The 26,736-nt window shown below is 33.5% G+C and carries 24 protein-coding genes; 11 read left to right on the top strand and 13 right to left on the bottom strand.

Annotated elements, in window-relative coordinates; all coding sequences use genetic code 11:
• The first annotated feature begins 534 nt into the window (after positions 1–534).
• Positions 535–2,313, top strand: coding sequence for an arginine--tRNA ligase (gene argS, locus DB891_RS08235; protein ID WP_116762401.1), 1,779 nt, complete (start codon positions 535–537; stop codon positions 2,311–2,313).
• 77 nt (positions 2,314–2,390) lie between these two features.
• On the opposite strand, the gene DB891_RS08230 is transcribed toward argS, so the two are convergent.
• Complete coding sequence (locus tag DB891_RS08230) at positions 2,391–2,735, bottom strand: DUF6686 family protein (protein ID WP_124019504.1); 345 nt, start codon at positions 2,733–2,735, stop codon at positions 2,391–2,393.
• A gap of 15 nt (positions 2,736–2,750) precedes the next feature.
• Entirely contained in the window at positions 2,751–3,662 is a 912-nt protein-coding gene (locus tag DB891_RS08225; RefSeq protein ID WP_116762423.1) for a DUF6607 family protein, read from the bottom strand.
• Positions 3,663–3,759: 97 nt separating this feature from the next.
• On the opposite strand from DB891_RS08225, the gene DB891_RS08220 reads away from it, so the two are divergent.
• The 5 genes from DB891_RS08220 to DB891_RS08200 all read left to right on the top strand — a co-directional run bounded on the left by DB891_RS08220 (position 3,760) and on the right by DB891_RS08200 (position 10,135).
• Positions 3,760–5,835, top strand: coding sequence for a TonB-dependent receptor plug domain-containing protein (locus tag DB891_RS08220; protein WP_116762397.1), 2,076 nt, complete (start codon positions 3,760–3,762; stop codon positions 5,833–5,835).
• A 20-nt stretch (positions 5,836–5,855) separates the two neighbouring features.
• Positions 5,856–6,488, top strand: a complete 633-nt coding sequence (locus DB891_RS08215) for an HmuY family protein (protein ID WP_116762395.1) — start codon at positions 5,856–5,858, stop codon at positions 6,486–6,488.
• A gap of 169 nt (positions 6,489–6,657) precedes the next feature.
• Complete coding sequence (gene ffh / locus DB891_RS08210; RefSeq protein ID WP_116762393.1) at positions 6,658–8,004, top strand: signal recognition particle protein; 1,347 nt, start codon at positions 6,658–6,660, stop codon at positions 8,002–8,004.
• An 88-nt stretch (positions 8,005–8,092) separates the two neighbouring features.
• Positions 8,093–8,980 carry a bifunctional 5,10-methylenetetrahydrofolate dehydrogenase/5,10-methenyltetrahydrofolate cyclohydrolase gene (locus DB891_RS08205; protein WP_116762391.1) on the top strand — a complete coding sequence of 296 codons (888 nt, stop codon included), beginning with the start codon at positions 8,093–8,095 and terminating at the stop codon, positions 8,978–8,980.
• A 228-nt stretch (positions 8,981–9,208) separates the two neighbouring features.
• On the top strand, positions 9,209–10,135 hold the full coding sequence (locus DB891_RS08200) for a magnesium transporter CorA family protein (RefSeq protein WP_116762389.1): 927 nt from the start codon (positions 9,209–9,211) through the stop codon (positions 10,133–10,135).
• A 46-nt stretch (positions 10,136–10,181) separates the two neighbouring features.
• Here DB891_RS08200 and rluF read toward each other — a convergent pair whose 3' ends face one another.
• The 4 genes from rluF to DB891_RS08180 all read right to left on the bottom strand — a co-directional run bounded on the left by rluF (position 10,182) and on the right by DB891_RS08180 (position 13,989).
• Positions 10,182–10,994 carry a 23S rRNA pseudouridine(2604) synthase RluF gene (rluF, locus tag DB891_RS08195; RefSeq protein WP_116762387.1) on the bottom strand — a complete coding sequence of 271 codons (813 nt, stop codon included), beginning with the start codon at positions 10,992–10,994 and terminating at the stop codon, positions 10,182–10,184.
• Between the two features lie 209 nt (positions 10,995–11,203).
• A complete protein-coding gene (locus tag DB891_RS08190) occupies positions 11,204–12,061 on the bottom strand; it encodes an alpha/beta fold hydrolase (protein ID WP_116762386.1) in 858 nt (285 codons plus the stop codon).
• Between the two features lie 47 nt (positions 12,062–12,108).
• A complete protein-coding gene (locus tag DB891_RS08185) occupies positions 12,109–12,888 on the bottom strand; it encodes a zinc ribbon domain-containing protein (RefSeq protein ID WP_116762384.1) in 780 nt (259 codons plus the stop codon).
• A 3-nt stretch (positions 12,889–12,891) separates the two neighbouring features.
• Positions 12,892–13,989 carry a Nif3-like dinuclear metal center hexameric protein gene (locus tag DB891_RS08180; RefSeq protein ID WP_116762421.1) on the bottom strand — a complete coding sequence of 366 codons (1,098 nt, stop codon included), beginning with the start codon at positions 13,987–13,989 and terminating at the stop codon, positions 12,892–12,894.
• 242 nt (positions 13,990–14,231) lie between these two features.
• Between DB891_RS08180 and DB891_RS08175 the strand changes: the two genes are divergently transcribed.
• From DB891_RS08175 to DB891_RS08160, 4 genes are read left to right on the top strand one after another with little or no spacing between them, the layout of a single operon-like run.
• Positions 14,232–14,477 (top strand): DUF2683 family protein, encoded by a 246-nt coding sequence (locus DB891_RS08175; protein WP_116762382.1) that lies wholly within the window; start codon positions 14,232–14,234, stop codon positions 14,475–14,477.
• Positions 14,453–14,734 carry a Txe/YoeB family addiction module toxin gene (locus DB891_RS08170; protein ID WP_116762380.1) on the top strand — a complete coding sequence of 94 codons (282 nt, stop codon included), beginning with the start codon at positions 14,453–14,455 and terminating at the stop codon, positions 14,732–14,734. Before DB891_RS08175 ends, DB891_RS08170 begins: the two co-directional genes overlap by 25 nt.
• A 3-nt stretch (positions 14,735–14,737) precedes the next feature.
• Positions 14,738–15,763: a tetraacyldisaccharide 4'-kinase gene (gene lpxK, locus DB891_RS08165; RefSeq protein WP_116762378.1), complete on the top strand. Its 1,026-nt coding sequence runs from the start codon at positions 14,738–14,740 to the stop codon at positions 15,761–15,763.
• Positions 15,735–16,547, top strand: coding sequence for a purine-nucleoside phosphorylase (locus DB891_RS08160; RefSeq protein WP_116762376.1), 813 nt, complete (start codon positions 15,735–15,737; stop codon positions 16,545–16,547). The genes lpxK and DB891_RS08160 overlap by 29 nt, the downstream gene beginning before the upstream one ends.
• Here DB891_RS08160 and DB891_RS08155 read toward each other — a convergent pair.
• The 6 genes from DB891_RS08155 to DB891_RS08130 form a co-directional block, all read right to left on the bottom strand.
• A complete protein-coding gene (locus DB891_RS08155) occupies positions 16,544–18,724 on the bottom strand; it encodes a tetratricopeptide repeat-containing hybrid sensor histidine kinase/response regulator (RefSeq protein WP_116762374.1) in 2,181 nt (726 codons plus the stop codon). The genes DB891_RS08160 and DB891_RS08155 overlap by 4 nt on opposite strands.
• A gap of 215 nt (positions 18,725–18,939) precedes the next feature.
• Positions 18,940–19,935, bottom strand: a complete 996-nt coding sequence (gap, locus tag DB891_RS08150; RefSeq protein WP_116762372.1) for a type I glyceraldehyde-3-phosphate dehydrogenase — start codon at positions 19,933–19,935, stop codon at positions 18,940–18,942.
• Between the two features lie 30 nt (positions 19,936–19,965).
• Entirely contained in the window at positions 19,966–20,865 is a 900-nt protein-coding gene (lipA, locus tag DB891_RS08145; RefSeq protein ID WP_116762370.1) for a lipoyl synthase, read from the bottom strand.
• Between the two features lie 89 nt (positions 20,866–20,954).
• Positions 20,955–23,600 (bottom strand): carboxypeptidase-like regulatory domain-containing protein, encoded by a 2,646-nt coding sequence (locus DB891_RS08140; protein WP_116762368.1) that lies wholly within the window; start codon positions 23,598–23,600, stop codon positions 20,955–20,957.
• Between the two features lie 12 nt (positions 23,601–23,612).
• Positions 23,613–24,314 (bottom strand): GLPGLI family protein, encoded by a 702-nt coding sequence (locus DB891_RS08135; protein ID WP_116762367.1) that lies wholly within the window; start codon positions 24,312–24,314, stop codon positions 23,613–23,615.
• 68 nt (positions 24,315–24,382) lie between these two features.
• A complete protein-coding gene (locus tag DB891_RS08130; protein WP_116762365.1) occupies positions 24,383–24,661 on the bottom strand; it encodes a hypothetical protein in 279 nt (92 codons plus the stop codon).
• A gap of 250 nt (positions 24,662–24,911) precedes the next feature.
• Here DB891_RS08130 and DB891_RS08125 point away from each other — a divergent pair, with 250 nt between their 5' ends.
• The gene (locus DB891_RS08125) at positions 24,912–25,775 is read left to right on the top strand and encodes a M48 family metalloprotease (protein WP_116762363.1); all 864 of its coding nucleotides are present in this window, start codon (positions 24,912–24,914) and stop codon (positions 25,773–25,775) included.
• Positions 25,776–25,859: 84 nt separating this feature from the next.
• Here the strand turns inward: DB891_RS08125 and DB891_RS08120 are convergent, their stop codons facing one another.
• Positions 25,860–26,684, bottom strand: a complete 825-nt coding sequence (locus DB891_RS08120; RefSeq protein ID WP_116762361.1) for an energy transducer TonB — start codon at positions 26,682–26,684, stop codon at positions 25,860–25,862.
• Between the last annotated feature and the right edge of the window lie 52 nt (positions 26,685–26,736).

The raw sequence follows: 26,736 nt of genomic DNA, 5'->3' as shown, positions 1-26,736 counted from the left end.
TCTCATAATGAGATAAATGTACAACTATTATTACGCATAAACAATAAAATACGACATTATTTTATTCCAATTGCTTACTTTAGTTTTCATAATTTGTTTTTTGATTGATTGATTTTGATTGATGATTTCCCATAAGACTGTTTTATTCTTGTTTTGTAACAGCATTTTATGAAAAAGTGAATATCTTTTTTGAAATTATTTTGTGGTGCTTTGATTTTTAGCTATTTGGAATTGAAATTTTTTTGAAGCATTTTCGAATTTTACTTGTTTAAAAATGACTTTTTTACTTTTTTTAAGGGTGTAAATAGTCAAAAAACAGAATGCTTTCTGGGCATTCGCTTTAGAAAAATGGGCGTAAATCTGCGAGATCTGCGAGCCTATTTTTTACGCAGTTATAACAGATCTCGAAGCAAAAAAAATGGAATCCTATTTTTTTATCTATAAAAAAAACATTCTAAAAGAGAATGCTATTTTTCACATTCTATATTTGGCGAATAAGCCTTATATTTGCACACTTAAAAAAATCAAGTATACATGTCATTATCCAATATTCTTACCCCATCTATAGAAAAAGCCATTCAAACTTTGTTTGAAGTAAGCATTGATAAAATAGAGTTTCAAACCACTAGAAAAGAGTTTGAAGGCGATATTACGATGGTTATTTTTCCATTACTTAAATTGGTAAAAAGTAATCCTGTTGAATTAGGAAATAAAATTGGAAATTATCTGGTTGAAAATGTTCCTGAAGTAGCCCGTTTTAATGTGGTTTCAGGATTTTTGAATATAGTAATTGCAGATTCTTATTATTTGAATTTCTTCAACGAAATCAAGAATGTTGAAAAATTTGGATTTGTAACGCCTTCGGTAAATGATAAAGCGGTAATGGTTGAATATTCTTCGCCAAACACCAACAAGCCGTTGCACTTGGGGCACGTTCGTAATAATTTATTAGGCTATTCGGTTGCTGAGATTATCAAGGCTTCGGGGAAAAAAGTATACAAAACGCAAATCATCAACGATAGAGGAATCCATATTTGTAAATCCATGTTGGCTTGGCAAAAATTTGGAAACGGAGAAACACCAGACTCTACGGGATTGAAAGGAGATAAATTGGTTGGTAACTATTATGTTGCTTTTGATAAAGCCTACAAAGCAGAAATTGCCGAATTAATGAATGCCGGTAAAACCGAAGAGGAAGCTAAAAAACTAGCTCCAATCATTTTGGAAGCACAACAAATGCTTTTGGATTGGGAGAATGGAAAACCAGAAGTAATTGCACTTTGGAAAACCATGAACCAATGGGTTTATGATGGTTTTGCAATAAGTTATAAAAATCTAGGCGTAAACTTTGATAGTTTCTATTATGAAAGCAACACCTACTTATTGGGTAAAGATGTAGTTCAGGTAGGTCTTGAAAAAGGAATTTTCGAAAAAGATCCTGATGGTTCGGTTTGGATTGATTTGACCGATGAAGGATTGGATCGTAAAATTGTATTGCGTTCGGATGGAACTGCGGTGTACATGACACAGGATATTGGAACTGCGATTCAACGTGTAAAAGACATGCCAGATGTAGGCGGAATGGTGTACACAGTAGGTAACGAACAAGATTATCACTTCAAAGTATTGTTTTTAATTCTGAAAAAATTGGGCTTTGACTGGGCTTCTAATCTTTTTCATTTATCGTACGGAATGGTAGATTTACCTTCTGGAAAAATGAAAAGCCGTGAGGGAACTGTAGTTGATGCCGATGATTTGATGCAAGAAATGACAGATACAGCTCAAAAAATTGCAGAAGATTTAGGAAAACTAGATACTTATTCTGATGATGAAAAATCAAAATTATACACTACAATAGGACTTGGAGCTTTGAAATATTATATTTTAAAAGTAGATCCAAAAAAGCGAATCTTATTCAATCCGGAAGAATCTGTAGACTTTGCTGGAAATACGGGGCCTTTTATACAATATACATACGCAAGAATTCAATCGATTATTCGTAAAGCCAATTTTGATTTTTCTGCTACTTCAACAATTGAAGAATTACATGAAAAAGAAAAAGAACTAGTAAAACAACTTAAATTGTTTCCAGAAGTGATTCAGAATGCCGCTCACAATCATAGCCCCGCTTTGATTGCCAACTTTACGTATGAGTTGGTGCGTGAATACAATTCTTTTTACCAAGCCGTTTCGATTCTTGGAGAAACTGACTTGGACAAAAAAATATTCAGAGTGCAATTGTCCAAAAAAGTGGCAGATGTTATTGCAGATTCCTTTCAATTGCTGGGTATCAATGTGCCTGCGAGAATGTAATTTTTGTATATAAAATGAAAAATCCGTCTCGTTCAAAACGAGACGGATTTTTTTTGTGCTATTTCTAAAGTATTCTATCAATTTGAAACCATCAGATAATTGATTTCAAATGGTTTTAGAATTTTGTATTCATTGATGCAATCTACCAAATACCGTAATTCCTCCAGTTCTTTTCTGTTAAGCAAAATAATAAAATTAGACTGCAAAGTTGGAATAGGAATCTTCTTTTCATAAATGGAATATTTATATTCTGTTTCCCAATAATCAATGTCTATTTGATCCAAATAATTGGCGAAACTCGTCATTTCGACACTACTCAAATCAAAGGTTAAATTGTTAAACAGCAATTGATACATATCCCTATGATGGCAATGCAGTAGAATTCCATTCGAGGTACGGTTTAATATTTTTAGATTGCACATAAGCGTAATTCTTAATTATTTGATTACAAAAGCATCAATTATAGTATCAACTTCTGCTTGAGTTGCGGTAGGTTTTAAAGCAAATAAAACAGCGAAAAGCGATTTCTTATCTACTTTATTTTGTAATGATAAATCTTTGTTAGTAGCATAAACTTTCTCCCATTTGCTTCTTACTTTTTTCCAAACTTCAGTATTGTTTTTCCACCAATTTTGAGCCAATTTACATTTACTGTCGGCTACTTTGGTATAAATGTCCATTCCTTTCTCTTGTGCCAATAAGACATCTTTTCCGTCAGCATCTCTTACCAGTTTGTCATTGTCTTGTTCGTGAATCCAGCCAAACGATGTTATTTCTTGAATGTTTCTTCTTTTCAGAACATTATAATCATTTCTTTTGGTGTGCTCTCTTCTTGGTAGGGGAGCATCAGTTGTATTTTTCCAATAATCTGTTCCGTCAACATGAACCCAACTTGCAGTTCCTTCGTATCTAGGACTGTCATCTACTTGATATACTTTTTGTGTCCATTGACCTTTTGCATTTTTGGCTGGCAATTTGTTGAATTTCCAAGTTTGATCTTTGAAAAAAGAATACAAATCGGTGTTTTCATACAGCCAATCTTGTCTCCAGTGTTTTACAATGTCATTTTCTCCAGTTCCAACAATCAATAAATGTTGCAAAACAATTTTGTTGGGTTGGTCTTCTAGTAACTCAACCCATTCGAGTGCACTTTCGTGTTTGGTTGCTGATGGTTTGTAATTGATACTGTCTTTTGAATATTTAAAAGTTTCTGTGAAATTGAACTTCACTTCATAACAGCCACACATTGCTTTGATGGAATTAATGTCTTGTTGCTGCTGCAAATCTTGACTATTACCAGTTAGACTTGTTAATAATACAATTGAAACAAGGAATGCTTTGATTCTCATAAGGTTAGTTTTTAATGAATAATAATTTTCGTCAAAAATACTATATTTATTTAGAATAAATAAAAATAAGAGATACATTTGTCAAAAATTAATAAGAATGTTTCTAAACAAATTGAAGTTCATAGGTTTGATTTTGTTGCCAACACTTGTGTTTTCTCAAGTAGATAAAGAAGATAGTAGTTTACAAACAGAACAATTAAACGAAGTCATCGTGACAGCAACACGTACCGAAAGACAGCTTTCGACTTTGCCATTGCCTACTTATGTAATTACTGCAACCGCTATTGAAAGAGCAGGAGTGACAAGACTAAACGAGATTTTGGCACAACAAACAGGACTCATCACAACTGCCGATTTTGGGGGTGTCGAAGGGATTCAGATTCAAGGTTTGGATGCTGCTTATACTTTGATTCTAATGGATGGAGTGCCGCTAGTGGGGAGAAGTGCTGGAACTTTAGACCTATCAAGAGTTAGTGTTGGTAATATAGAACGGATAGAAATTGTAAAAGGAGCTTCATCCTCTTTGTATGGATCGGAAGCTTTGGCAGGAGTGATTAATATTATTACCAAAAAACCAAAAACAGATTTGCTTTCAGGGAGTTTTTTGTATCGCTATGCAACCTTTAATACGATGGACACTAATGCTAGTTTGAATTGGAAAAAGAAAAAATTTTCTGGAACTGTCTTTGCAGATTATTTTAAATCTGATGGTTATGATTTGGATAAAACGACTGCACTCAAAACAGTTGAACCTTATGCGAATATAACGATTCAGCCTAGATTCTATTTTGATTTTTCGGAGGAACTCAAATTGACTTTAGGGACTAGATATTACCATCAGAAACAAGATTACAAAACGATTATTCAGGAACTAAATTATAATGGAGATGAGACTATAAAAGAATGGGATATTAATACAAAATTGGAACAAAAATGGAATTCAAAAATAAATACGGATTACGAATTATATACAACCAATTATAAAAACGAGTCTTTCTTGAATAATCCAAACAATGTGAGTTTTGAAGAAAGTTTTTATGACCAATGGCTTTTTCGTCCCGAAATTAGAACCACTTTTTCGATCAATAAACACAAATTAACTGCAGGAGTTGGTCTAAATTATGAAACGCTCAATAGAACTTATTTTGCCGAAAAGGCAATATTCAATTCGCAATTCGCTTTTCTTCAATACGATTATAATCCAACCGATAAATGGAATATTCTGGCGGGTTTGAGATACGATAATAACAATCAATATCAATCGCAGCTCAGCCCAAAACTAGCCATAAACTTTAAAATAAACACTCATTTATCACTCAAATCATCCGTAGGTTATGGCTTTAAATCACCAGATTTTAGACAATTGTACTTTGATTTTACCAATTCATCTGTAGGATATACCGTTTTGGGGTACAATGTTGCAGAGTCAAAATTAAATGTATTAGAAAGTCAAGGGCAATTGTTGTCCCGAATTCCTGGAATTAGTTTTGAAAACCCATTGAAACCAGAAAGCTCTGTAAACTTCAATTTTGGAAGTTTTTATCAAAAAGAGAGATTAAAAATTGAAGCTAATTTGTTTTATAATTCTATTTCAAATTTAATTGATACTCGGGTTGTAGCTCAAAAAACAAATGGGCAAAATGCGTTTAGCTACTTTAATATTGATCAAATTTTCACTTATGGGTTAGAATTGAATTCGACTTATAATTTTTCTAATCAATTTAATGTTTCTGTGGGATATCAATATCTAATTGCAAAAGATCAATCGGTTGTTGAGGCTATAGAAAACGGAACTGTTTTTGCCAGAAATCCAGCCACATTAGAATCTTTTCAAATTAAAAAATTCGATTATTTTGGGTTGCTGAATCGCTCGAAAAATACGGCAAATGTGAAAATGTATTATACGATTCCAAAGTTAAGAACCGATTTTAATTTACAAGTTTTTTATAGAAGTAAATATGGTTTATGGGATACCAATAGCAATCAAATTTTAGATACGTATGATGATTTTGTCGATGGTTATGCAACAGCCAATTTTTTAATCTCAAAACAAATTAAAGAAAAATTCTCTATCCAAATGGGTGTAAACAATCTTTTTGATTTTACAAATCCAGAAGAAATTAGCACCGTTTCAGGAAGACAGATTTTCGGAAGATTACAATTCAATTATTAATTATTTTAAACACTTTTATTATGAAAAACAGATTTACAACAAGTTTTTTAAAACTTTCTCTTTTAGCAGTAGTGCTATTTACAGCATCTTGCAATAACGATCATGATACTCCTGCTGCGGTAGTATTAGAAACAAAAACGGTTTCCAATTTAGCCGCTCCTCAAACAGGGGGGCAAGGGCAACCAGATGGTGGGGCATTTACAAAATTTAGTTTTTCAGAAAATGCTATAGTTACAAATGATAATTGGGATATTGCTTTCAGAGGGACAACTATTATTGTAAATGGCGGAACGCTAATCGGTCTTGCAGATGAGCCAGTTAGAACAGGAACTGGTGCAGTAAGTATTGTTTCCGGTACATTAGGTGTTGTCACTACAATTCCTGCAGTGGGTACATTTGCACAAGACGCAGCAAAGACATACGCGTTTCCGACTTCGGGAGATAATGCTTGGTATGACTACAATTCTACCACACATATTATTTCTGCAAAAGCTGGAAAAGTATTTGTGGTAAAAACGCACAATGGAAAATATGCGAAATTTGAAATCCTAAGTTATTACAAAGATGCTCCAGCAACACCGGGTGCCAATTCGGTAGCAAGAAATTTTACTTTTAAGTTTGTTTACCAAGGTAGCAGTTCTGCAACTTTTTAATTATAATTAGTTAGTTTTTTTATTTTTGGGAAAAGGAGGTTGGATTTATCTAGCCTCTTTTTGTTGTTTTGAACTTTATTTTAAAACAATTGCTTTTTTATTTCTAATACTATTTAAACTTCAATATCAAATCATTAAATTTGCGGCTTAATTAAAGAGAAATACAATTATGTTCGATAATTTAAGCGATAAACTAGACAAAGCCTTTCATATATTAAAAGGACACGGAAAAATCACTGAAGTAAACGTAGCCGAAACTTTGAAAGAAGTGCGTCGTGCCTTACTTGATGCCGATGTCAATTTTAAAATTGCCAAAGATTTTACTACCAAAGTAAAAGAGAAAGCAATAGGTCAAGATGTATTAACTACATTACAACCGGGACAATTATTGGTAAAGTTAGTCAAAGATGAGCTTACTGAATTGATGGGTGGAGATGTTGCAGGAATCAATCTTTCCGGAACTCCATCAGTAATATTAATGTCGGGGTTGCAAGGATCTGGAAAAACTACTTTTTCCGGTAAATTGGCCAATTATCTTCAAACCAAAAAGAATAAAAAACCACTTTTGGTAGCTTGTGATATTTATCGTCCAGCGGCAATTCAACAATTGTATGTTGTTGGAGATTCTATTGGAGTTGAAGTATACTCTGAACCAGAAAACAAAAATCCAGTCGAAATTGCACAAAATGCAATTAAGCATGCCAAAGCCAATGGGTTTAATGTAGTGATTGTCGATACTGCGGGTCGTCTAGCGGTCGATAAAGAAATGATGGATGAAATTGCCAAAGTGCATAAAGCCATTCAACCACAAGAAACTTTATTTGTTGTGGATGCCATGACAGGCCAGGATGCAGTAAATACAGCAAAAGCTTTCAACGATATCTTGAATTTTGATGGGGTTATTTTAACCAAATTAGATGGAGATACTCGTGGTGGAGCTGCGATTTCTATCAAATCGGTAGTGAACAAGCCAATTAAGTTTGTGGGTACTGGTGAGAAAATGGATGCTATTGATGTATTCTATCCTATTCGTATGGCAGAACGTATCCTCGGTATGGGGGATGTTGTGTCTTTGGTGGAAAGAGCGCAAGAGCAATATGACGAAGATGAAGCTAGAAAAATCCAAAAGAAAATTGCTAAAAATGAATTTGGTTTTGATGATTTCTTGTCGCAAATTCAGCAAGTAAAGAAAATGGGTAATATGAAAGACTTGGTAGGAATGATACCAGGTGCTTCAAAAGCAATGAAAGATATAGAAATAGAAGATGATGCTTTCAAACATATTGAAGCAATTATCCATTCTATGACTCCAGAAGAAAGAAGTAAGCCTGCCATAATTGATGTAAAAAGGAAAGCTAGAATTTCCAAAGGTTCCGGTACAAAAATTGAGCAAGTGAATCAATTGATGAAACAGTTTGACCAAATGAGCAAAATGATGAAGATGATGCAAGGCCCAGGTGGAAAAAACCTAATGAAAATGATGGGCGGAATGAAAGGAATGCCTGGAATGAGATAATTTTTTGTTTCAAGTTTCAGGTTTCAAGTTGTTGAAACGTGAGCTTGAAACGTGAGCTTGAAATCTGAAAAACTAAAACTAAATTAAAATGCAACTATTAGACGGAAAAAAAACTGCGGAAGATATTAAATGCGAAATCGCTGCCGAAGTAGAAAAGATTAAAGCTCAAGGAGGTAAAGTGCCTCATCTAGCAGCTTTGATTGTTGGTAATGATGGAGCCAGTTTAACTTATGTAGGAAGCAAGGTAAAAGCGTGTGAGCGTGTAGGTTTTGAGTCTACTTTGATAAAAATGCCAAGTACAACTTCAGAGACTGAATTGCTAAAAAAGATTAAGGAGTTGAATGAGAATAGTGAAATCGATGGTTTTATTGTTCAGTTACCTCTTCCGGAGCAAATTGATGAGCAAAAAGTTTTGATGGCTGTTGATCCAAGAAAAGATGTCGATGGGTTTCATCCTGAGAATTTCGGAAAAATGGCTTTGGATATGACTACTTTTATTCCTGCTACTCCTTTTGGAATCTTGGAATTGCTAGAAAGATATGGTGTAGAAACTCAAGGAAAACACACTGTAGTAATAGGGAGAAGTCATATTGTAGGAAGACCGATGAGTATCCTAATGGGAAGAAAAGGTTTTCCTGGAAACTCAACGGTAACATTAACGCATAGTTATACCAAAAATATTGCTCAAATCACAACACAAGCTGATATTATTATTACTGCTTTGGGAGTTCCAAACTACTTGAAAGCAGAAATGGTAAAAGACGGAGCTGTAGTTATTGATGTTGGTATTACTCGTGTTGCAGATGATATAAATCCTAAAGGATACGTGATTACTGGTGACGTAGATTTTGAAAATGTAAGCAAAAAATGTTCATTCATAACTCCAGTACCAGGTGGAGTAGGACCAATGACTATCGCGATGTTGTTGAAAAACACATTGTTGGCAAGGGAAATGAGAATTGCCAGAAACGAATAGAAGTACATAAAAATTTATAGAAATGCCTTAAACGAAAGTTTAAGGCATTTCTTTTTCTTAATCCTTTCTTAAAATAAGTTGAATCTGTTTTTTTAAGAAAGATAAAAGGATACTTTTGCAAAACTTAAAAATAACCACCAAATGGACGATTATTATTCGGGAAAATTGAAAGAATAAAGCACTTGAAAAACTTTCAGGATGCTATAAACTCACCTATAGAATTTTGAAATGAAAGCTTTTTACAAAAACAATAACGGATTAATCGAGTCTAAAGAGTGGACTCCAAACTGCTGGATCAATATTGAATGTCCAACAGTAGAAGAAAAAAAATACCTCCTAGAAGAATTACAAGTTCCCGAAGAATTTTACAATGATATTGAAGATATTGACGAAAGACCCCGTATAGAGGTTGAAAACGGTTGGACGCTTATTATCATTAGGATTCCAGTGAATACAGATAATGTTAAACTGCCATTTAATACGATTCCGGTTGGGGTTGTTTTTAAAGATGAGGTTTGTGTTACCATCAGCTTTCATAAAACTGAAATGTTAACCGATTTTGTAATCTATACCCAACGCAAAAATAAAGACATTCATGGTAATTTTGATTTGGTCTTGAAATTGCTCTTGTCATCGAGTGTATGGTATTTGAAGTACTTAAAACAAGTCAACCAAAAGATAAAATTAGCGGAAGAAAATCTAGAGCAATCCATCAAGAATGAAGAATTACAAGCGTTGCTTCAAATCGAGAAATGTTTGGTGTTCTTTATGACTTCCTTGAAAGGCAATGATATACTGCTTCATAGAATCAAGAATATAAAGTCACAACGGGAGTCGTATGACTCGGATTTGTTAGAAGATGTAGAAATTGAATTGCGTCAAGCACAAGAAACTACAAGTATTTATAGTGATATCTTGACAGGAACGATGGATGCGTATGCTTCTGTAATTTCCAATAATATGAATGCCATTATGAAACAGTTGACTTCTGTTTCCATTATTTTGATGATTCCCACATTGATCGCAAGTTTATACGGGATGAATGTGCCTAATGACTTAGAAGATAATGATTACGGTATCTGGATTGTTATTTCGGTATCTATTGTATTATCTGCTTTAGGAGTGTTTTTATTTAAAAGAAAGCGATGGTTTTGATATTAAATACAAAAGCCGTTTCAATAACATGAAACGGCTTTTGTATTTAATAATCCCCTCTCTTCTTAAACCTTGGATCGTCTCTTTTGATGAATTCTGTTCTTCTTTTTGCGGGTTCTGCTTTAGGTAAACTTGCTTCTTCTGTTTTGCTGGAAGGTTCAATCAATTCGTTCAGTTCTTTTATTTCGGCATCGGTTAAATCTCTATAGCGACCTACAGGAACATCTAGAGAAATATTGATAATTCGGATGCGTTTCAAAGCCGTAACTTCATAACCTAAATACTCACACATTCTACGGATTTGACGATTCAATCCCTGTGTTAAGATGATTTTGAAGATGTATTTGCTGATTTGTTCTACTTTGCATTTACGGGTAACAGTGTCTAAAATAGGCACGCCATTACCCATTCGCTCTATAAAACGATCCGTTATGGGTTTATTTACCGTTACGGTATATTCTTTTTCGTGATTGTTTCTGGCACGCAATATTTTGTTGACAATATCACCGTCATTGGTCATAAAAATCAAACCTTCACTGGCTTTGTCCAATCGGCCAATAGGGAAAATACGTTTGGGGTAATTGATGTAATCTACAATGTTATTGCGAACTTCAAGATTAGTAGTGCATTCTATTCCTACGGGTTTGTAGAAAGCAAGATAAACGGGTTTTTCGTTTTTCTCCCGAATTAGTTTTCCGTCTATGCGCACTTCGTCATCTGGCGAAACTTTAGTCCCAAGTTCTGGTACAACACCATTGATGGTTACTCGGCCTTCTTCGATGATTTTATCGGCTTCGCGACGGGAACAATAGCCCGTTTCTCCTATGAATTTATTGAGGCGTTTTAGATTTTCTTCCATACTGCAAAAGTAGTGTTTTTTTAGACTTCTTGGATTTTTAGATTATTAGAAAATGTTTGAATGTTTCCTGGAACTAAAAAAATAAAACCTTTTAGCCCCGATAGTAACGGCATCCTTTTTTCTATTTACCCTGTCAGGGTTCTGAACCCTGACAGGGTAAATAGAAAAAAAATATAGTGGATAGCGGGAATCCATAGTAACAAGAATGCCTATTTTTTGGCTCCAAATAAAAAACTATAAATTTCTTGATATAAATCATCGTCATGTAGGGCATGACCTAAACCAGATGTTTCTATAAAACGGGCACTTTTCCAATTAGAAGCTATTTTTTTTCCTTCTTCAAAAGAAACAACTTTATCTTTTTTGTCATGAACAACGATACCTTCTATTGTGATATGAGATGCGAATTTTGCACCTGAAAAAGCGTCTATTTTAAAATTGAAATTCTCTAAATAACGGTTCTCCATTAGTGAAAATATTTTAGGATTTAAACTCAGCATTTTGATATAATTGTCAATAAGCGTTTTTAAATCAGATGGAGCGCCCAAAATCACCATTTTCTTAATGCTGGATTCTGGAAATAAATATTGATGAAAGACACATGCGGCCCCTCCAATAGAATGGCCTATGATAATACTAGGATTGTATTTTTCGACTGCTTTGTTGATGAACTCAGCATAACGAGGTACATTGAATTCCTTACCGCTACTTTGTCCGTGTGCGGGTGCATCTATGGCAATGATGGTGCTTCCGGATTTTTGTAGATACGGTAGGGTTTTCTCCCAACGAGCCGAATTGCTTTCCCAGCCGTGAACCAAAAGGATTTTGGTTTCATTCCCTTCCCAAGTATAGGTTTGAAAATGGTGTTCGTTATGCTGGAAAGTCTCTTTAATGGTATTTTGTAGAATTGTTGGTAGGTCTTCTTTGGAAAGACGCCCTATTCTGGGTTGACTAAAAAGAGAGTAAGATACATGTAAGGCTTTTTTTGGATGTACCAAACTGAGCAGGTTGATGTATTGACCAACGGATTTGACAACTAGAAAACGAATGCTTTTTTTAAGGCTCAAAATAATAGGGTATAAAAAAAGCCTCGAAATTCGAGGCTTAGTTATTTTTAGAATTTAGAAAACAATTGTTCCATTTTCTCTCTTTCTTCTTCAGCCAAAACACTGTCGACTAAAATTCTTCCAGAGTGCTCATCAATTAAGATTTTCTTTCTAGAAGCAATTTCTACTTGCGTTTGTGGTGGAATCGTGAAGAATGATCCTGCTGATGCTCCTCTTTCGATAGAAACAACTGCTAGTCCGTTACGAACACTGCTTCTGATTCTTTTGTAAGCTACCAATAAACGATCTTCGATTAATGCTTCGTATTCTGCTGATTTCTCAGATAAGAAGATTTCTTCTTTTTGAGTTTCAGACATGATAGCATCCAATTCTGATTTTTTATGTTTCAAGTGAGATGATTTAGACTCTAATCTCTCTTTTGAAGAAGCAATTACTTCTTTTTTATGCTCAATAGAAGCTTTCATTTCTTTGATTTGCTTTTCGGCAAGTTGAATTTCTAATTCTTGAAATTCTACTTCTTTAGTCAAAGAGTTGAATTCGCGGTTGTTGCGAACGCTTTCTTGTTGTTTTGTGTATTTTTTGACAGCTTCTTTGTGCTCGTCAATTGCATTCTTTTTTTCTTTGATCAGGTTTTCGACTACTTCGAGTTCGCTTTTCAATTTCTCTGAACGAGTGCTTAAACCTGCAACTTCATCTTCTAAATCCTCAACCTCTAAAGGAAGTTCACCTCTAACGTTTCTGATTTCGTCAATTCTAGAGTCAATTAGCTGTAAATCGTAAATTGCTCTTAACTTGTCCTCAACACTTAATTCTTTCGTATTCGCCATATTCTATAAGTACTTAACTGGATTTGTATTTTCTTCCGATAAAATGATTGCAAAATTAAGGATTTTTTTTCTAAGATAATCAACAATATACTCTTTTGTATAGCGTTCGCTTTCAAAATGTCCAATATCGGCCAATAAAAGTTGATTTTCGGCTTCGTAATACTGATGATATTTCAAATCGGCAGTCAAAAAAGCATCGGCACCGGCTTGAATTGCATTTTTTATCGCAAAACTACCTGAACCTCCCAAGACGGCCACTTTCTTTATTTTTTTTCCTATAAAAGCAGAATGACGAATTCCGTTGGCTTTCATTTTGTCTTTGGCATACAGCAGAAAATCCTTTTCATCCATTGGTTCTTCCAGTTCGCCAATCATTCCTAGACCAATATGATTAAAGGTGTTTTTCATATTGTAAATTTCGACAGCCACTTCTTCGTAAATATGGTTTTCTTTTAGCGCCTTTATGATTTTTGCTTCTAAATGCTTGGCATAAACGACTTCGATTTTGGTCTCGGTACCAGTAGATAGCACACCTCTTTGACCAATGGTTGGTTCGCTTTTTTCATTCCCTTGATAGGTAAAAGTCCCCTCGGAGTTGAAACTGCATTTGTCATAATTGCCAATGCTTCCTGCTCCTGCCTCAAACAAGGCATTTCTAACTTTTTCGGCATTGTCTCTAATGGTATAGGTAACTAATTTTCGAATGTGATTTTGTTTTGGAATTAAAATCTGGGTATTTATAAGTCCCAAAGTATCACAAAATATTTTATTTACCCCTTCTGGGTGATTGTCAAGTGCGGTATGAACAGCATAAATGGCTATGTCGTTTTTTATGGCTTTAAGCAGAGAGCGTTCTACATAGTTTTTTCCCGTTATTTTCTTTATTCCAGAAAATAAAATAGGGTGGAAACAAACTATCAAATTGCATTTTTTAGCAATGGCTTCATCAATTACATTTTCTAAAGCATCGTGGCAAACTAAAACGCCCGTGGCCTCAGAGTCTTCGTTTCCTATTATTAAACCAACATTGTCAAAATCTTCGGCATAAGCCAATGGAGCCATTTCTTCAAGTATAGAAAGGATTTCTTTTATTGTACTCATTTTTTTAATCTTTTTGGAGGTATTTATCAATCTGTACTCTATGAAATTAACAACGTAAAAACTATTTGGTGTTAATTTGTAAAGTTAACATTAGTTTGTTTTTAATAATTTCCGTTCAAAGATAAAATATTATGCTTTCGTAAAATGAATATACTGCAAAAATATATTGTTTCTAAAGCGCTTGGTTTTTTAACAAATAAAAACAGTGCGATTTTGTATATTTGTATTTAAAATCAATAGTCATGACTACAATAATCCTAAAAATTAACGAGCGTACCAAAGCAGGAAAGGCATTTATGGCAATGTCTGAGACTTTTTTTAAAAACGTTGAAGGTATTGAGATTATTGAAACAGATTCTAAAAAATTAAAAAAAGGAAAAAATAAGTATAATCCTGAGTTTGTAGATATAGTTCTAAAATCAGCAAAAAGCAATAAAAGTAAAGAAATTAATCCAAATGACATATGGGGAAGTTTAGGATTGAAATAAAAGAAATTGCTGAAAAACATATTATACAACATTATAAATCGGACGATAAAAAAAGTATTAAAAATATCGAACGTATTCTTTTGGAACTCTCCGAAACGCCTTTTGAGGGAATTGGGAATCCCGAACCTTTAAAATACGAACTTAAGGGTTTTTGGTATAAGCGAATAAATCAGAAAGACAGAATGGTATATTATTTTGAAAATGAGACTGTAACTATTTATATTGTTTCTGCAATGGGTCATTATTCCGATAAATAATATATGAATTTACTGCGAAAAATATTGTTCCCATTTGCCGTTTTGTATGGCTTCATTACGGGTATTCGGAATTTTCTTTTCGATAAAGGGATTTTAAAATCCTATTCTTTTGATTTGCCCGTTATTGCAGTTGGTAATCTTAGTGTGGGAGGAACCGGAAAAACGCCTCAAATTGAATATTTGATTCGTTTGCTATCCGATAAATATAAAGTTGCCACTTTGAGCAGAGGCTACAAGAGACAGTCAGAAGGATTTGTTTTGGCGAATGATAGTTCGGATGCACTGCAATTAGGCGATGAACCGTTTCAGTTTTATCAAAAATTCGCGACTATTCAAGTGGCCGTTGATGCCAATCGAAAGAACGGAATCGAGCAACTGCTTTCCCATTCGAATCCTCCAGAAGTCATTTTATTGGACGACGCTTTTCAACATCGAAAGGTAAAAGCGGGGTTTTACATTATGCTTACTTCCTTTGGAGATTTGTACTGTGATGATTTTATATTACCCACAGGAGATTTAAGAGAGAGCAGGAGTGGAGTGCAAAGAGCAAATATTGTAATTGTTACCAAATGCCCTTCGGATCTTTCGTTGAATACACAAAATGCGATAAAAAAACAACTGAATCTTTCTTTCAATCAAAGTTTGTTCTTTACCTTTATAGAGTATGATGAGGTTGTTTATTCTGAAAAGGAAACGCTAAAAGTAGCCGAGATTAAAAGTGTTGAAAAGATACTTTTGGCTGGAATAGCAAAGCCCGAATCGTTTTTTGCCTATTTGAAACAAGAAAATGACGAATGTTTGACTTTTCCCGATCATCACCATTTTAGCGAAAGCGAATTGCTGGAAATTAAGAAGAAAGCAAAGGATAAGATTATTGTAACAACCGAAAAAGATTATGTACGATTGAAAGGAAGTGTGTTAAGTGAACAGCTTTATTTTTTGCCTATAAAAAGTTCGTTCCTTTCCGATGCAGATAATTTTGACAAAAATATTTTGAATTATGTGGGACAAAGTACAAGAAACAGTTAGCTTTATTCAAGGGAAAATAAATTTTATTCCTGAATATGGAGTTATTTTAGGATCTGGATTGGGGGGATTTACTGATGATATTGATGTGAAATTTACCTTGCCGTATGAGGAAATACCAAATTTTCCCGTTTCAACCGTTGAAGGGCATAAAGGCGCATTGGTTTTTGGTACAATTGGTGCCAAAAAAGTGGTTGCGATGCAAGGTCGCTTCCATTTTTATGAAGGATATTCCATGAAAGAAGTGACTTTTCCTGTTCGGGTGATGAAGTATTTAGGTGTTCAAAAATTAATAGTTTCTAATGCCTCTGGCGGTGTAAATTCGAATTATAAAGTGGGTTCGATTGTGATTATCAAAGATCATATCAATTTTATGCCAGAGCATCCTTTAAGAGGAAAAAACGACGAACGTTTTGGTCCAAGATTCGTCAACATGAGCCAGCCCTATTCGGTAGAAATGATTGCAAAAGCCAAACAAATAGCCCAAGAATTAAGTATTGAGGTTCACGATGGGGTTTATTTAGGTTTGCAAGGTCCTACTTTTGAAACCTTGTCCGAATATAGAATGGTTAAGATTTTGGGGGCTGATTGTGTGGGAATGTCTACCGTTCCTGAGGTAATTGTGGCTCGGCACATGGAGTTAGAGACTTTTGGGGTTTCCATTATAACTGATATGGGCGATGAGGATAGTATTCTAACAGTTTCTCATCAAGAGGTTTTGGAGGCTGCCAAAAAAGCGGAGCCCAATTTGCGGAATCTTATCAAAGAGTTGATAATAAGGGGTTAAGAATTGGTTATGTTTTGGGCAATGATAGTGTAAAAATCTTCAGGAACAAATGGTTTTGTAATTACATCGGTCATGCCAAAAGAAAGTAGCATTTCTCTATTTTCATCTAATGAAATGGCAGTTAGTGCAATGATTGGAGTTTTAGTGTCAAATTCTCTGATTTGTTGTGTGGCAATAGTCCCATTGATGCCAAGTAAATGAACATCCATTAAAACCAAATCGAAAACATTGTCTTTCAAGATTTGAATGGCGTCTTCGCCATTGTCTAAAATGGCACATTCAATATCTTTATTTTCCAACATTTTTTTGGTAATCATTTGGTTGATTTTGTTGTCTTCAACTACCAATATTTTTTTGTTTTTGAATATTTCCGGATCGTAATTTTTTATTTTAGATTTAATTTGAATGGGTTTTGGGTCTACTTTAAATTTTAATTCAAAAGAAAAAGTAGATCCTTTCCCAACCACACTTTTTAGTTTTATCTGTCCACCTAATATTTTGACTAATTTTTTAACAATGGTTAATCCTAATCCAGTACCTCCAAACTTTCTGTTGATTTCTACAGAACCTTGGGAGAAGCTTTCAAATACGGTTTTTAATTTATCTTCGGGAATTCCAATCCCAGTATCAATGATTTGAAAATAAACAATGGCATTGTCATTTTGATAGGATCTTAATTTGGCAATTACACTGACGGTTCCGTTATTGGTAAATTTTAGTGCATTGTTTATTAAGTTCATGAAAATTTGGGATAACTTTGTTGGATCTCCAATCAAATTTTCGGGAACTGCTGAGTCAATTTTGAGAATAAATTTATTATTGTTTATTGTGGCTATTTCTTTTAGCGAGTTTTGAATGTCTCCTAATAATTGTTTTAGATTAAAATTGATGTATTCTATTTCCAGTTTATTGGACTCTATTTTATTGATTTCTAAAATGTCATTGATGAATGTAGTCAGATAGTTTCCTGAAAATTTCAAAGAAGTTAAATAATGCATTTGAGATTTTTTTGGATTTTCTTCCAATAATAAATGAGTAATCCCATTGATTGCATTCAAGGGAGTTCGTAGTTCGTGACTTACAGTCGATAAGAACTCAGATCTTGCTTTCGAAGCTTCTTCGGCTTTGTTTTTTGCAATAATTAATTCATTGTTTTTTTCTTTCAATAATAAGTTCGTTTGATTGCGAATGATATTGTTTTTATAAAGAGATAAACTTAACAGGGACAAAATAGAAATAATGGCAATAGCGAGAATGCTTATGAGTTTAGAGAATTTATTTGATTTTTCTTTTTCTTTGTTTTCTTTTTCAAGACGTATGTTTTCTTGTAATCGTTGGGTTTCTTTGAAATTTTCATAATCATTGATGCCTAATTTTTCATCATTGGCAAGTGTAATACTTTCTTTTAAATTCAAATGCTGTTTTAGGTAGGTGTAAGCAGTCGTTTTGTCTAACATTTTATCGTAAACAGAACTGATTGCCAATAGGAGATTCGATTTTTGATCTAGGTTTTTGGTTTTTTTATTTAATTCTAAGGCTCTGTTGAAATAATTTAAAGCCAAATTGTATCTTTTAGCCGAAGCTTCAATTGTACCTATTTGATACAGTGTTTCGGCTCTGGTGTTTGTAGCAACTTTATTTTCTGGTTGGACAATGATGGCGTTGAATATAGTTGAAGCCAAAGCGGTATTTCCCCTTTTTTTTGAAAGTATTCCTTTTTGAAGGTTGATTAAATTCGCTTTATCTCTGATGCCTAGTTTTTTTCGAATTTCTTCCGACTTAGAAATAGAAGTTTCTGCAAGCGTATATTTTTTTTTCGCCATATAGGACAAGCCTATAAAATAATAGGCATCTGCTACTTTTTTGTTTGGTTTGTTGGAAATAGTATTGAATAATAGAATGCTCTTGTTTAAAATTTCAATAGCATCAGTGTGAAGTTTTAGGTCGAAATAAATTTTTCCGAGCTGATAAGTTTGAGTAGCTTCGCCTTCCGGTTTGTTGTTTTTTTTACAAAAATCAATTGATTTTTGAGTGTAGAATAAAACCTCTTTATATTTATTGTTATTTATATTTTCTGCTACCAAATTTGAGTAATAAGCGACACTGTCTACTTTAGTTCTCTTTTGGGAATAGAGTAGGGAGTGAGAAAAAATAAATAATAATAAAACGTATTTCATATTTTGCTATTTATTAATCTTTAGAACTCTCTGGTAAGTAATTGCTTCGCCTGTTCGCTATCGTTCGAGTCGCAAAGCATCATCATTGTTTATCTCATCGGTTGCTATTTTATTTTGGCATTCGATGACCCGAGCCGATAGGCGAACTGACGAAGTATTCTCAATTGCGACCAATTTAGGTTCTGTCTATTTTCTGTTTGAGTGTGTTTTTACTATTATTTTATTAATAGGATTAAATCAATGATTCGGGAAGAGTACCCAATTTCATTGTCATACCAGCCTACTACTTTTACCATTTTATCGATTACCGAAGTAAGTTGTGAGTCAAATATACATGAATTTTTATTGCCTATAACATCTACAGATACAATTGGGTCTTCTGTATATTCTAAAAACCCTTTTAATGAGGTCTGAGAAGCCAATTTAAAAGCATCGTTTATTTCTTTTATGGTAACCGCACGTTTTACATTGAATGTGATATCCGTTAGTGAACCATCAGGAACGGGTACTCGAATTCCGCAACCACCCATTTTTCCATCGAGTGCTGTGAAAATTTTGGTCAATGCTTTAGCGGCTCCGGTTGTAGTTGGAACTATGGATTGGCTTGCGCCTCTAGCCCTGCGTAAATCTTTATGGGGTTGGTCGTGTAAACTTTGATCAGTAGTATAGGAGTGAATGGTGGTAATATATGCTTGCTCAATACCGCAAAGTTCATCAATGACTTTAATCATTGGTGCAGCATTATTGGTGGTGCAGCTTGCATTAGAGATAATGACTTCTGTCCCATCGAGAATAGATTCATTAACGCCCAAAACAACTGTTTTTATAGTCTCCACTTCTGATGGGGCCGAAAGAATTACTTTTTTGGCACCCACGAGAATATGCGCGTTTATCTCTTCAAAAGTTTTGAATTTTCCGGTAGATTCTACAACCAAATCAATGTCTATACTTTTCCAGTCTAGATTTGAAATGTTTTTTTCGTGGAAAAATAAAAAATGTTTGCCGTCTACAAAAATCCCAGTTTCATCAGCGCTTACCGTAAAAGGCAAAACGCCATGAATACTGTCGTATTTTGCTAAATGCGCCATTGTTTTCTTATCGGCAATGTCATTGATGGCGACTACTTCAATAGAGGGATGGTTTAAAAGTAAGCGAAATAAATTTCGGCCAATTCTTCCAAATCCATTTATAGCGATTCTTGTTTTTGTCATTTTAAACTAGTCATTATTCCCCTTTAGGGGCTAAAGTATATGCTTTTGTGCTTTATAAGAAGATCGTACCAATGGACCACTTTCAACATGACGAAACCCTAACTCTAAACCAAATTTTTCATAAATCGCGAATTGGTCGGGGGTTATGAATTCTTTCACAGGAAGGTGTTTTTTACTAGGCTGTAAATATTGACCAATTGTTACAATGTCAACGTTGGCAGCTCGTAAGTCACGCATGGTTTGAAAAACTTCGTCTTCTTGTTCGCCAAGTCCCAACATAATTCCAGATTTAGTTCTGTTGATGCCTTTCTCTTTTAGGTATCTCAAAACTTCTAAGCTTCGGTCGTATTTGGCTTGTATGCGAACTTCGCGAGTCAATCTGCGAACGGTTTCTACATTATGTGAAACCACTTCTGGATTGGCTTCAACTATACGGTCTATATTTCTTTCGATACCTTGAAAATCGGGAATCAAAGTCTCCAGGGTAGTGTTTGGGTTCATTCTTCGGATGGCTTTTACGGTTTCAATCCATATAATAGAACCGCCATCTTTCAAATCATCTCTATCAACACTCGTAATTACAGCGTGTTTGATATTCATGATTTTGATGGAACGGGCCACTTTCTCAGGTTCATCCCAATCTACGGTTTCTGGTCTTCCGGTTTTTACACCACAAAAACCACAAGAACGGGTGCAAACATTTCCTAAAATCATAAAAGTTGCAGTTCCTTCACCCCAGCATTCCCCCATATTCGGGCAACTTCCTGAAGTACAAATAGTATTCAAGCTATATTTATCCACCAAACCACGAAGCTCAGTGTATTTTTGCCCTATCGGAAGTTTTACCTTCAGCCATTTTGGTTTAGCTACGCTCGATTCGGCTACGCCTCGGGTTTCAACAGGTAATGTATTGTCTAAAACAGTTTCCATATTTTAATTTTCAGATTGCAAAGATAAGGAATGTTGATTGATGAATTAGGCTAATGAAATGAGATTTTGTTTGATAAATAATTAAAAAACTATAGTTTATATTTTATCTCAAATAAAACATACCCAGCAAGTGAACTAAATTTGATTACTTCGAAATAATTTGGGGTACTATTGTTTTGTATTCGAGTAGGATTATCAATTTTTAGAATATTATTTCCAGATATGCTAAAATCCCATTTGCTTTTTAATTTATTGTATCTAATTCTAGGGTTTAAAGAATAGATTTTAGTATCTGAAGTCGCAGTACTTTGTTCATCATAAATTAATTTGAAATTCCAAAACATGTTTTTTAATGCTTTCCCATTAAAGTTAACAAATAGTCGTTTTTCTTTTAAAAATGAATTCGATTTTTCATAGTTGTATTTGTTATTTGAACCAATAAAGCCAGTTTCAAAATTAACAGGGAATGACTTGTATTTGGATGATAATTGTGCTAAAAAGGATGTAGAGTTTGTCCAGTATTGACTTCCAATATTTTCTGTAAACACTATTTTATTAGTTTGAGAAATGGATAAACTATTGGTAAATGAATACGATTTTGCAATGTTTTTTTCTAAGAAATACATTCCAGAAATGGATTCTTCATATGGGCTCAATTTGAATAGTGTTAGGCTACTATTATCTGTATTTATATTGTTTGTGCTAACTGATTTCTCTTGTTTAGTGTAATTTCCATTAATAATTAGAGAGGTTTTTGATTTATAAATGAAATAACTCAAATTGAATTGATGAAGTGGTATCTCTGAATTATATGTAATATTCTCATTAGAATTAAAATTTCGGTAATCAATAATAGTGCTGTTTTGAAGTAATGTTTCTATTACTGGAAATTTAGTCGATAATTGATAGGAGAAATCTAGGATGTGATTAGGGTCAAAAATGGCTTTTACATTGGCTTTTGGAAAAAAATAGTGATGATTAAAATTCGAGATTTCATTATATTTTTTCATTATATAATGATGTGATAAACCAATACTATAGCTGAATGTTTTTTTCGGAATATAGGTAAAGTCAAAGCCAAAATAAGAATCGTTAGTTTCTAATTTAAGATTGTTATAAAAAGAATCCTGATTTTTCACATTGTTTAAATATGTACCATTTTCAAATGTGGATCCAGATAATATGTTGAGTGTACTCTCTTTTAATTTTAAACTAAATAAGGCGCTATATCCCAAATTACTATTTTTTACATTTCTATTTTGATTGATTTCATAATTGTTGTTTTCGAAATTTAAATTCAAAAAAGGGTTAGTGGCATAAATATTTTTTTCATTGCCATTAGTGTTGTTATTGTAAAACGCATTTATATTGAAAAGCATTTTAGAATTAATCACTTTGGTAAAGGCTAAATTGTTTTTTATAAAAACAGTTTCATTTATGTCTTTATCGTTTGCCGTATTTGTGTAACCTGTTGTGAAGCTTTCTGTGTATTGATTCGTATTTAAGTTGTTTAAATTTATATTTATTAAGTATTTAAAAATAGTTTTGTCATTTGGTTTGTAATAAGATTCGATTTGTGTAGCATTAAATAAACTGATTTCTTTACTCTTAAGCAATTCATTGTTTTGAATAGGAGTTGTAGCTGTAAAATAGTCTTGTCTTATAAGTTGTTCTTCAAACTGATTTGCTTTGTTTAAAATGGAACTCAAGTTGATCTTTATTTTTGGACTTGGTGAGTAAACTAAATTGAATGCAGCAAAATTTGTTTTGCGTTCTTTTACATTGTTCTGAGAAGTTAGAAACTTTGGGAAATCTTCGACTTTGCTAAATACTACTTTACTGTTGTTTTCTATTCCATAGTTATCTTTGTCTTCAGTCAAGCTAAAATAGTCCTGAAGAGTAATCGCTTGCTTTCCCGTATTGTTGTTTTCTAATATTAAAGAAGTTTTTAGTTTTTTTCTAAAAGAAAAAAGATTGGAGTGAAGGTTGTATTTGCTGTCATATCCTGCTGAAGCTTCAATACTACCAGATATTTTATTCTTAAAGTCATCTTTAATATTAATGTTTACGGCAGTTAACCCACTTTTTTGGTCTGTAGTGACTTTGCCAAAATCTTTGTAGTTTTTTATTAACTCAACATCTTTTACCATTTCAGACGAAATGTTTTCGGTAGCCAACTGATGTTGATTCCTGAAAAATTCCTCTCCATCAATCAAGAGTTTGTCAACTTCTTTTCCGTTTGATGTTATTTTTCCATTGGTGTTAATGTCTAATCCGGGTAGTTTTTTTATAATATCTTTTAACGACTCTTCTGTGCCATTCATAAAGTTTTCAACACTATAGGTTAACGTATCTCCTTTTTGTTTCATCCCTGTTGATTGTGCTTTTATGATTAATTCATCTAACTGATTTTTATTTTCAATTAGCACAAATTCAAAAACAGTATTTGTCTTGTCGTTAATTTCAATTTTTTTGCACAAAGTATTGAACCCTAAATAAGTAATTTTTAGGGTATAAAAACCTACTTCCTTGACGGAGATAGCAAATAAACCAAAATCATCAGAAACACCAAAAGCAACAGTTTTGTTTGATTCCGAGTTCGCAATTTGAATATTAGCCGAAGAAATAATTGTATTGTTTACGTCTTTGACAATACCACGAATTATGGTTTGTGAAGAAATGGTACCACTAAATAAAAACAATAAAAAGGCAAGTGTGAAATATTTTATTTTCAAAAAAAATGAAGGTTATTTGAATGATGAAAAAATAGAAGTTGAATTTAGATGAGAGTCAATACTATTATTAAAATCGTTTAGAGATAGTTGTTTGCTTTTGTTTTCAGGTTCGTTTATTGGAAAATCTTCTTTTGTAATTTTAATTCTATCCAATGTGATTGTGCTATATACACTAAGTTCTATTTTGATAATAAGACCGGGTAACCCCCAAAATTCTAATGGGCCATCGTTAATAGGGATTTCTTCGCAAAACCAGGCTGTTACAGGAACTATTTCTTTTGTTGTTGTGGCTTTTATGCATTTAAATCCATTTACTACAGCAGTTTCATTCGTTATTGTCCATTGGTAATCAGTGAGTTTGTCTTTTGCACTAAAATCTTTATTTTTAATTGTATGTTCTTTTATCAGAATATTGTCTTTGATGTTTTTGTAAGTAATATCTACAGAAGGAACCGTTACTTCGTTATAAGTTGGGAATTTGATACCGTCGTGTTCTATAAATGAAGTATCAATAGATGATTTTTGAAAAGATACCAAAGTGTAAATTGATTTTTTATTGCTGTAATAAAAGGTGAAAGTTTGTGGCTTAATAGCATTAGTGTCATCGTCATTAGCCCCTAAACCTTTTAGATGGTTAATTATATATACTGCTTTAATATTTTGACTATAAATGATTGTTGTTGCAAACAATAGAATAAAGAGTGTTTTTTTCATGATTTTAATTAAATTATAAAAAATGAAGAGGTGTCTTTTTTAAACACCTCTTATTATTAGTCATAGTTTTATAGCTGATATGTAGTGCAATGCATATAATGAGTTACAACAGTTAAGCCGTGAGCAGTTGAAGAGCTGCTTCCTACTTCATAACAAAATGTAAAACTTTCCTCTTCTGACTTAGTTTTAGAAACCTCATTTGTTTCCTCGTTTACTTTTGTAATTAATTCGACAGGATGATTTTCCAATGCCTGCTTAGTTGGATCTGTTTTTAATGAACCGTCATTTGCAAAAGCAAAATTGGAAAAGCATACAAATGCTACTGCGATAAAAAATGTTTTTTTCATGTTTAAAAGTTTAAAATTAGTAATAAAATACTTTGGTTAACCGTTTGCAAATCAAAAAAAAAAATAACACACGCAAGAAAAAAGCTAGTTATTTTTGTTTGAAATGTAAAAATATTCTTAAAATATATGTTTGTCTAATTTGTATTGCTTATTTTAATAAAATATTAAGATTTAATTTTAATGCTGTTCTAAATTCCGTTATTTTTAAACTTGTAGTATATTTGTGCTTTTAAAATAAATAAAATAAAAGATGAATACAAAATCATTACTATTAGGAGTTTCTTTAATATTGTTTGGAGTTTTTACATCTCAAGCGCAAATTAATTTTGGTGAAAGAGCGTTGGGTGCTGTTCAAAAAGGGATGACCGGATTAACTTTTAGCGATGCAGATGCGGCGGCTTTATCTAAACCAGCCGTTGATAAAATGGATGCCGAAAATAAAGTGGCAGGACCAACAGATCCTTATGCGATTCGTTTGGACAGAATTTTTGGGAAATATACTAAAGGAGAGTTTTATACCTTGAATTACAAAGTGTATCTTACCAAAGATATTAATGCTTTTGCTACTGCAGATGGAAGTGTACGTGTTTTTTCGGGTTTGATGGATGTAATGGATGATAATGAGTTGTTAGCTGTTATTGGTCATGAAATAGGACATGTTAATAATCATGATTCAAGAGATGCTATGAAAGCGTTGTATCAAAAAGAAGCTTTGATTGATGCAGCGGCTTCACAAAGTAATAAAGTGGCGGCAATAACCGATAGTCAGTTGGCTAAAATTGGTAGTGCCTTGATTGATAGCAAACACAGTCGTAAACAGGAATCGGAAGCTGATTTGTTTGCTTATGATTTTATGAAGAAAAATGGTTATAATGTAAATGCCGAGGAGTCCGCATTTAGAATATTGGCAAAAATGAGCGAAGGGGCTCAAAGTTCTATTATAGATCAAATGATGAGTTCTCATCCCGATTCTAAGCAAAGGGCAGATGATGCCAAAGCAAGAGCCGAGAAAGATGGTTTATACAAGCCATATGTGCAACAAAAAATTGTGAATACTGTTCCTGTAGTAAAGAAAACAACCACGACTAAAAAGACTACTACTAAAAAGAAATAATAGATTTTTATTTTTTGTATTGCAGTTAATTTAAAAGCGAAGGCTGAACTCCTAAAGTTCAGTCTTCGCTTTTTTAATTTCAATCTAATTGGGCTGAATGGTAATTGGCAAATTGTAGGCGGTTCGAACCGCTTTACCCTCAATCATTCCTGGAGCCCATTTGGTTTTTAAAGATTTTAAAACACGGATTGCTTCTGTTCCTAATCCATAACCGGGATCTTTGATTACTTTAATATCGGTCATGCTTCCGTCTTTTTCAATGACAAATGAAACATTCACCCGAATAGCACTTTCGCTATCTATTTCTGGATTTTCAAAATTAGTTCCAACATAACTGTAGAACTTTTTGATTCCTCCTGGGAATTCGGGCATTTTGTCTAATGCTGCACTAGAGACAACGGTGTTGTCTGTAATGCCGGGGGTACTTGTTCCAGAGTTTGTACCTGTTGGAGTCGTTACGCCTAGTCCTGTACTAGCTGCACCGGCCGTATTGGAATTAGTGATGTTTTTGAGCTCGATATTGGTTGCAATGTCAGGAGTAGCCAATGATGATTGTACTATTTCTGGATTTATAAGCTGATCATTGGTGTTAATGCTCTCCGTAATTGGTTTTTTAATTTCTGGCATAACCGTTCTTTCTTCTTTTGTTTGAGGCGGAACATAGGTCGTAAGATCCACGAGAACAACTGGTATGTCTGGTACTATGGATGCTATTCGATGCTCGGGATTCAGGTAATTATAAATCATAGGGATGCTAATGGCTGCTGTCAAAAGTAATGCTCCTATAAAGAGTGCGAATAGGGATGTTTTGGTGTTTTCTTGGCGTAAAGAATAGGCGCCATAGGCTCTGTTTCTGTTTTCGAAAACAAGGTCAATCCAGTTGGTTTCGTAAATGCTTAGTTTAGACATAATTTATGGATTTAATGGTTAGGTAGAGATTAAATCATAAGCTAAAGAAGTT

Source organism: Flavobacterium laiguense (genome assembly GCF_003097655.1).
In the GTDB taxonomy this organism is placed as follows: Bacteria; Bacteroidota; Bacteroidia; order Flavobacteriales; family Flavobacteriaceae; genus Flavobacterium; species Flavobacterium laiguense.
The sequence above is the reverse complement of the archived record's forward strand: the minus strand, read 5'-3'. Positions and strand labels throughout refer to the sequence as shown.

Bases quoted from the DNA above. Each gene is read 5' to 3' on its own strand.
- argS (WP_116762401.1), top strand. From the start codon at position 535: ATGTCATTATCCAATATTCTTACCCCATCTATAGAAAAAGCCATTCAA.
- DB891_RS08230 (WP_124019504.1), bottom strand. From the start codon at position 2,735: ATGTGCAATCTAAAAATATTAAACCGTACCTCGAATGGAATTCTACTG.
- DB891_RS08225 (WP_116762423.1), bottom strand. From the start codon at position 3,662: ATGAGAATCAAAGCATTCCTTGTTTCAATTGTATTATTAACAAGTCTA.
- DB891_RS08220 (WP_116762397.1), top strand. From the start codon at position 3,760: ATGTTTCTAAACAAATTGAAGTTCATAGGTTTGATTTTGTTGCCAACA.
- DB891_RS08215 (WP_116762395.1), top strand. From the start codon at position 5,856: ATGAAAAACAGATTTACAACAAGTTTTTTAAAACTTTCTCTTTTAGCA.
- ffh (WP_116762393.1), top strand. From the start codon at position 6,658: ATGTTCGATAATTTAAGCGATAAACTAGACAAAGCCTTTCATATATTA.
- DB891_RS08205 (WP_116762391.1), top strand. From the start codon at position 8,093: ATGCAACTATTAGACGGAAAAAAAACTGCGGAAGATATTAAATGCGAA.
- DB891_RS08200 (WP_116762389.1), top strand. From the start codon at position 9,209: ATGAAAGCTTTTTACAAAAACAATAACGGATTAATCGAGTCTAAAGAG.
- rluF (WP_116762387.1), bottom strand. From the start codon at position 10,994: ATGGAAGAAAATCTAAAACGCCTCAATAAATTCATAGGAGAAACGGGC.
- DB891_RS08185 (WP_116762384.1), bottom strand. From the start codon at position 12,888: ATGGCGAATACGAAAGAATTAAGTGTTGAGGACAAGTTAAGAGCAATT.
- DB891_RS08180 (WP_116762421.1), bottom strand. From the start codon at position 13,989: ATGAGTACAATAAAAGAAATCCTTTCTATACTTGAAGAAATGGCTCCA.
- DB891_RS08175 (WP_116762382.1), top strand. From the start codon at position 14,232: ATGACTACAATAATCCTAAAAATTAACGAGCGTACCAAAGCAGGAAAG.
- DB891_RS08170 (WP_116762380.1), top strand. From the start codon at position 14,453: ATGGGGAAGTTTAGGATTGAAATAAAAGAAATTGCTGAAAAACATATT.
- lpxK (WP_116762378.1), top strand. From the start codon at position 14,738: ATGAATTTACTGCGAAAAATATTGTTCCCATTTGCCGTTTTGTATGGC.
- DB891_RS08160 (WP_116762376.1), top strand. From the start codon at position 15,735: ATGTGGGACAAAGTACAAGAAACAGTTAGCTTTATTCAAGGGAAAATA.
- DB891_RS08155 (WP_116762374.1), bottom strand. From the start codon at position 18,724: ATGAAATACGTTTTATTATTATTTATTTTTTCTCACTCCCTACTCTAT.
- gap (WP_116762372.1), bottom strand. From the start codon at position 19,935: ATGACAAAAACAAGAATCGCTATAAATGGATTTGGAAGAATTGGCCGA.
- lipA (WP_116762370.1), bottom strand. From the start codon at position 20,865: ATGGAAACTGTTTTAGACAATACATTACCTGTTGAAACCCGAGGCGTA.
- DB891_RS08135 (WP_116762367.1), bottom strand. From the start codon at position 24,314: ATGAAAAAAACACTCTTTATTCTATTGTTTGCAACAACAATCATTTAT.
- DB891_RS08130 (WP_116762365.1), bottom strand. From the start codon at position 24,661: ATGAAAAAAACATTTTTTATCGCAGTAGCATTTGTATGCTTTTCCAAT.
- DB891_RS08125 (WP_116762363.1), top strand. From the start codon at position 24,912: ATGAATACAAAATCATTACTATTAGGAGTTTCTTTAATATTGTTTGGA.
- DB891_RS08120 (WP_116762361.1), bottom strand. From the start codon at position 26,684: ATGTCTAAACTAAGCATTTACGAAACCAACTGGATTGACCTTGTTTTC.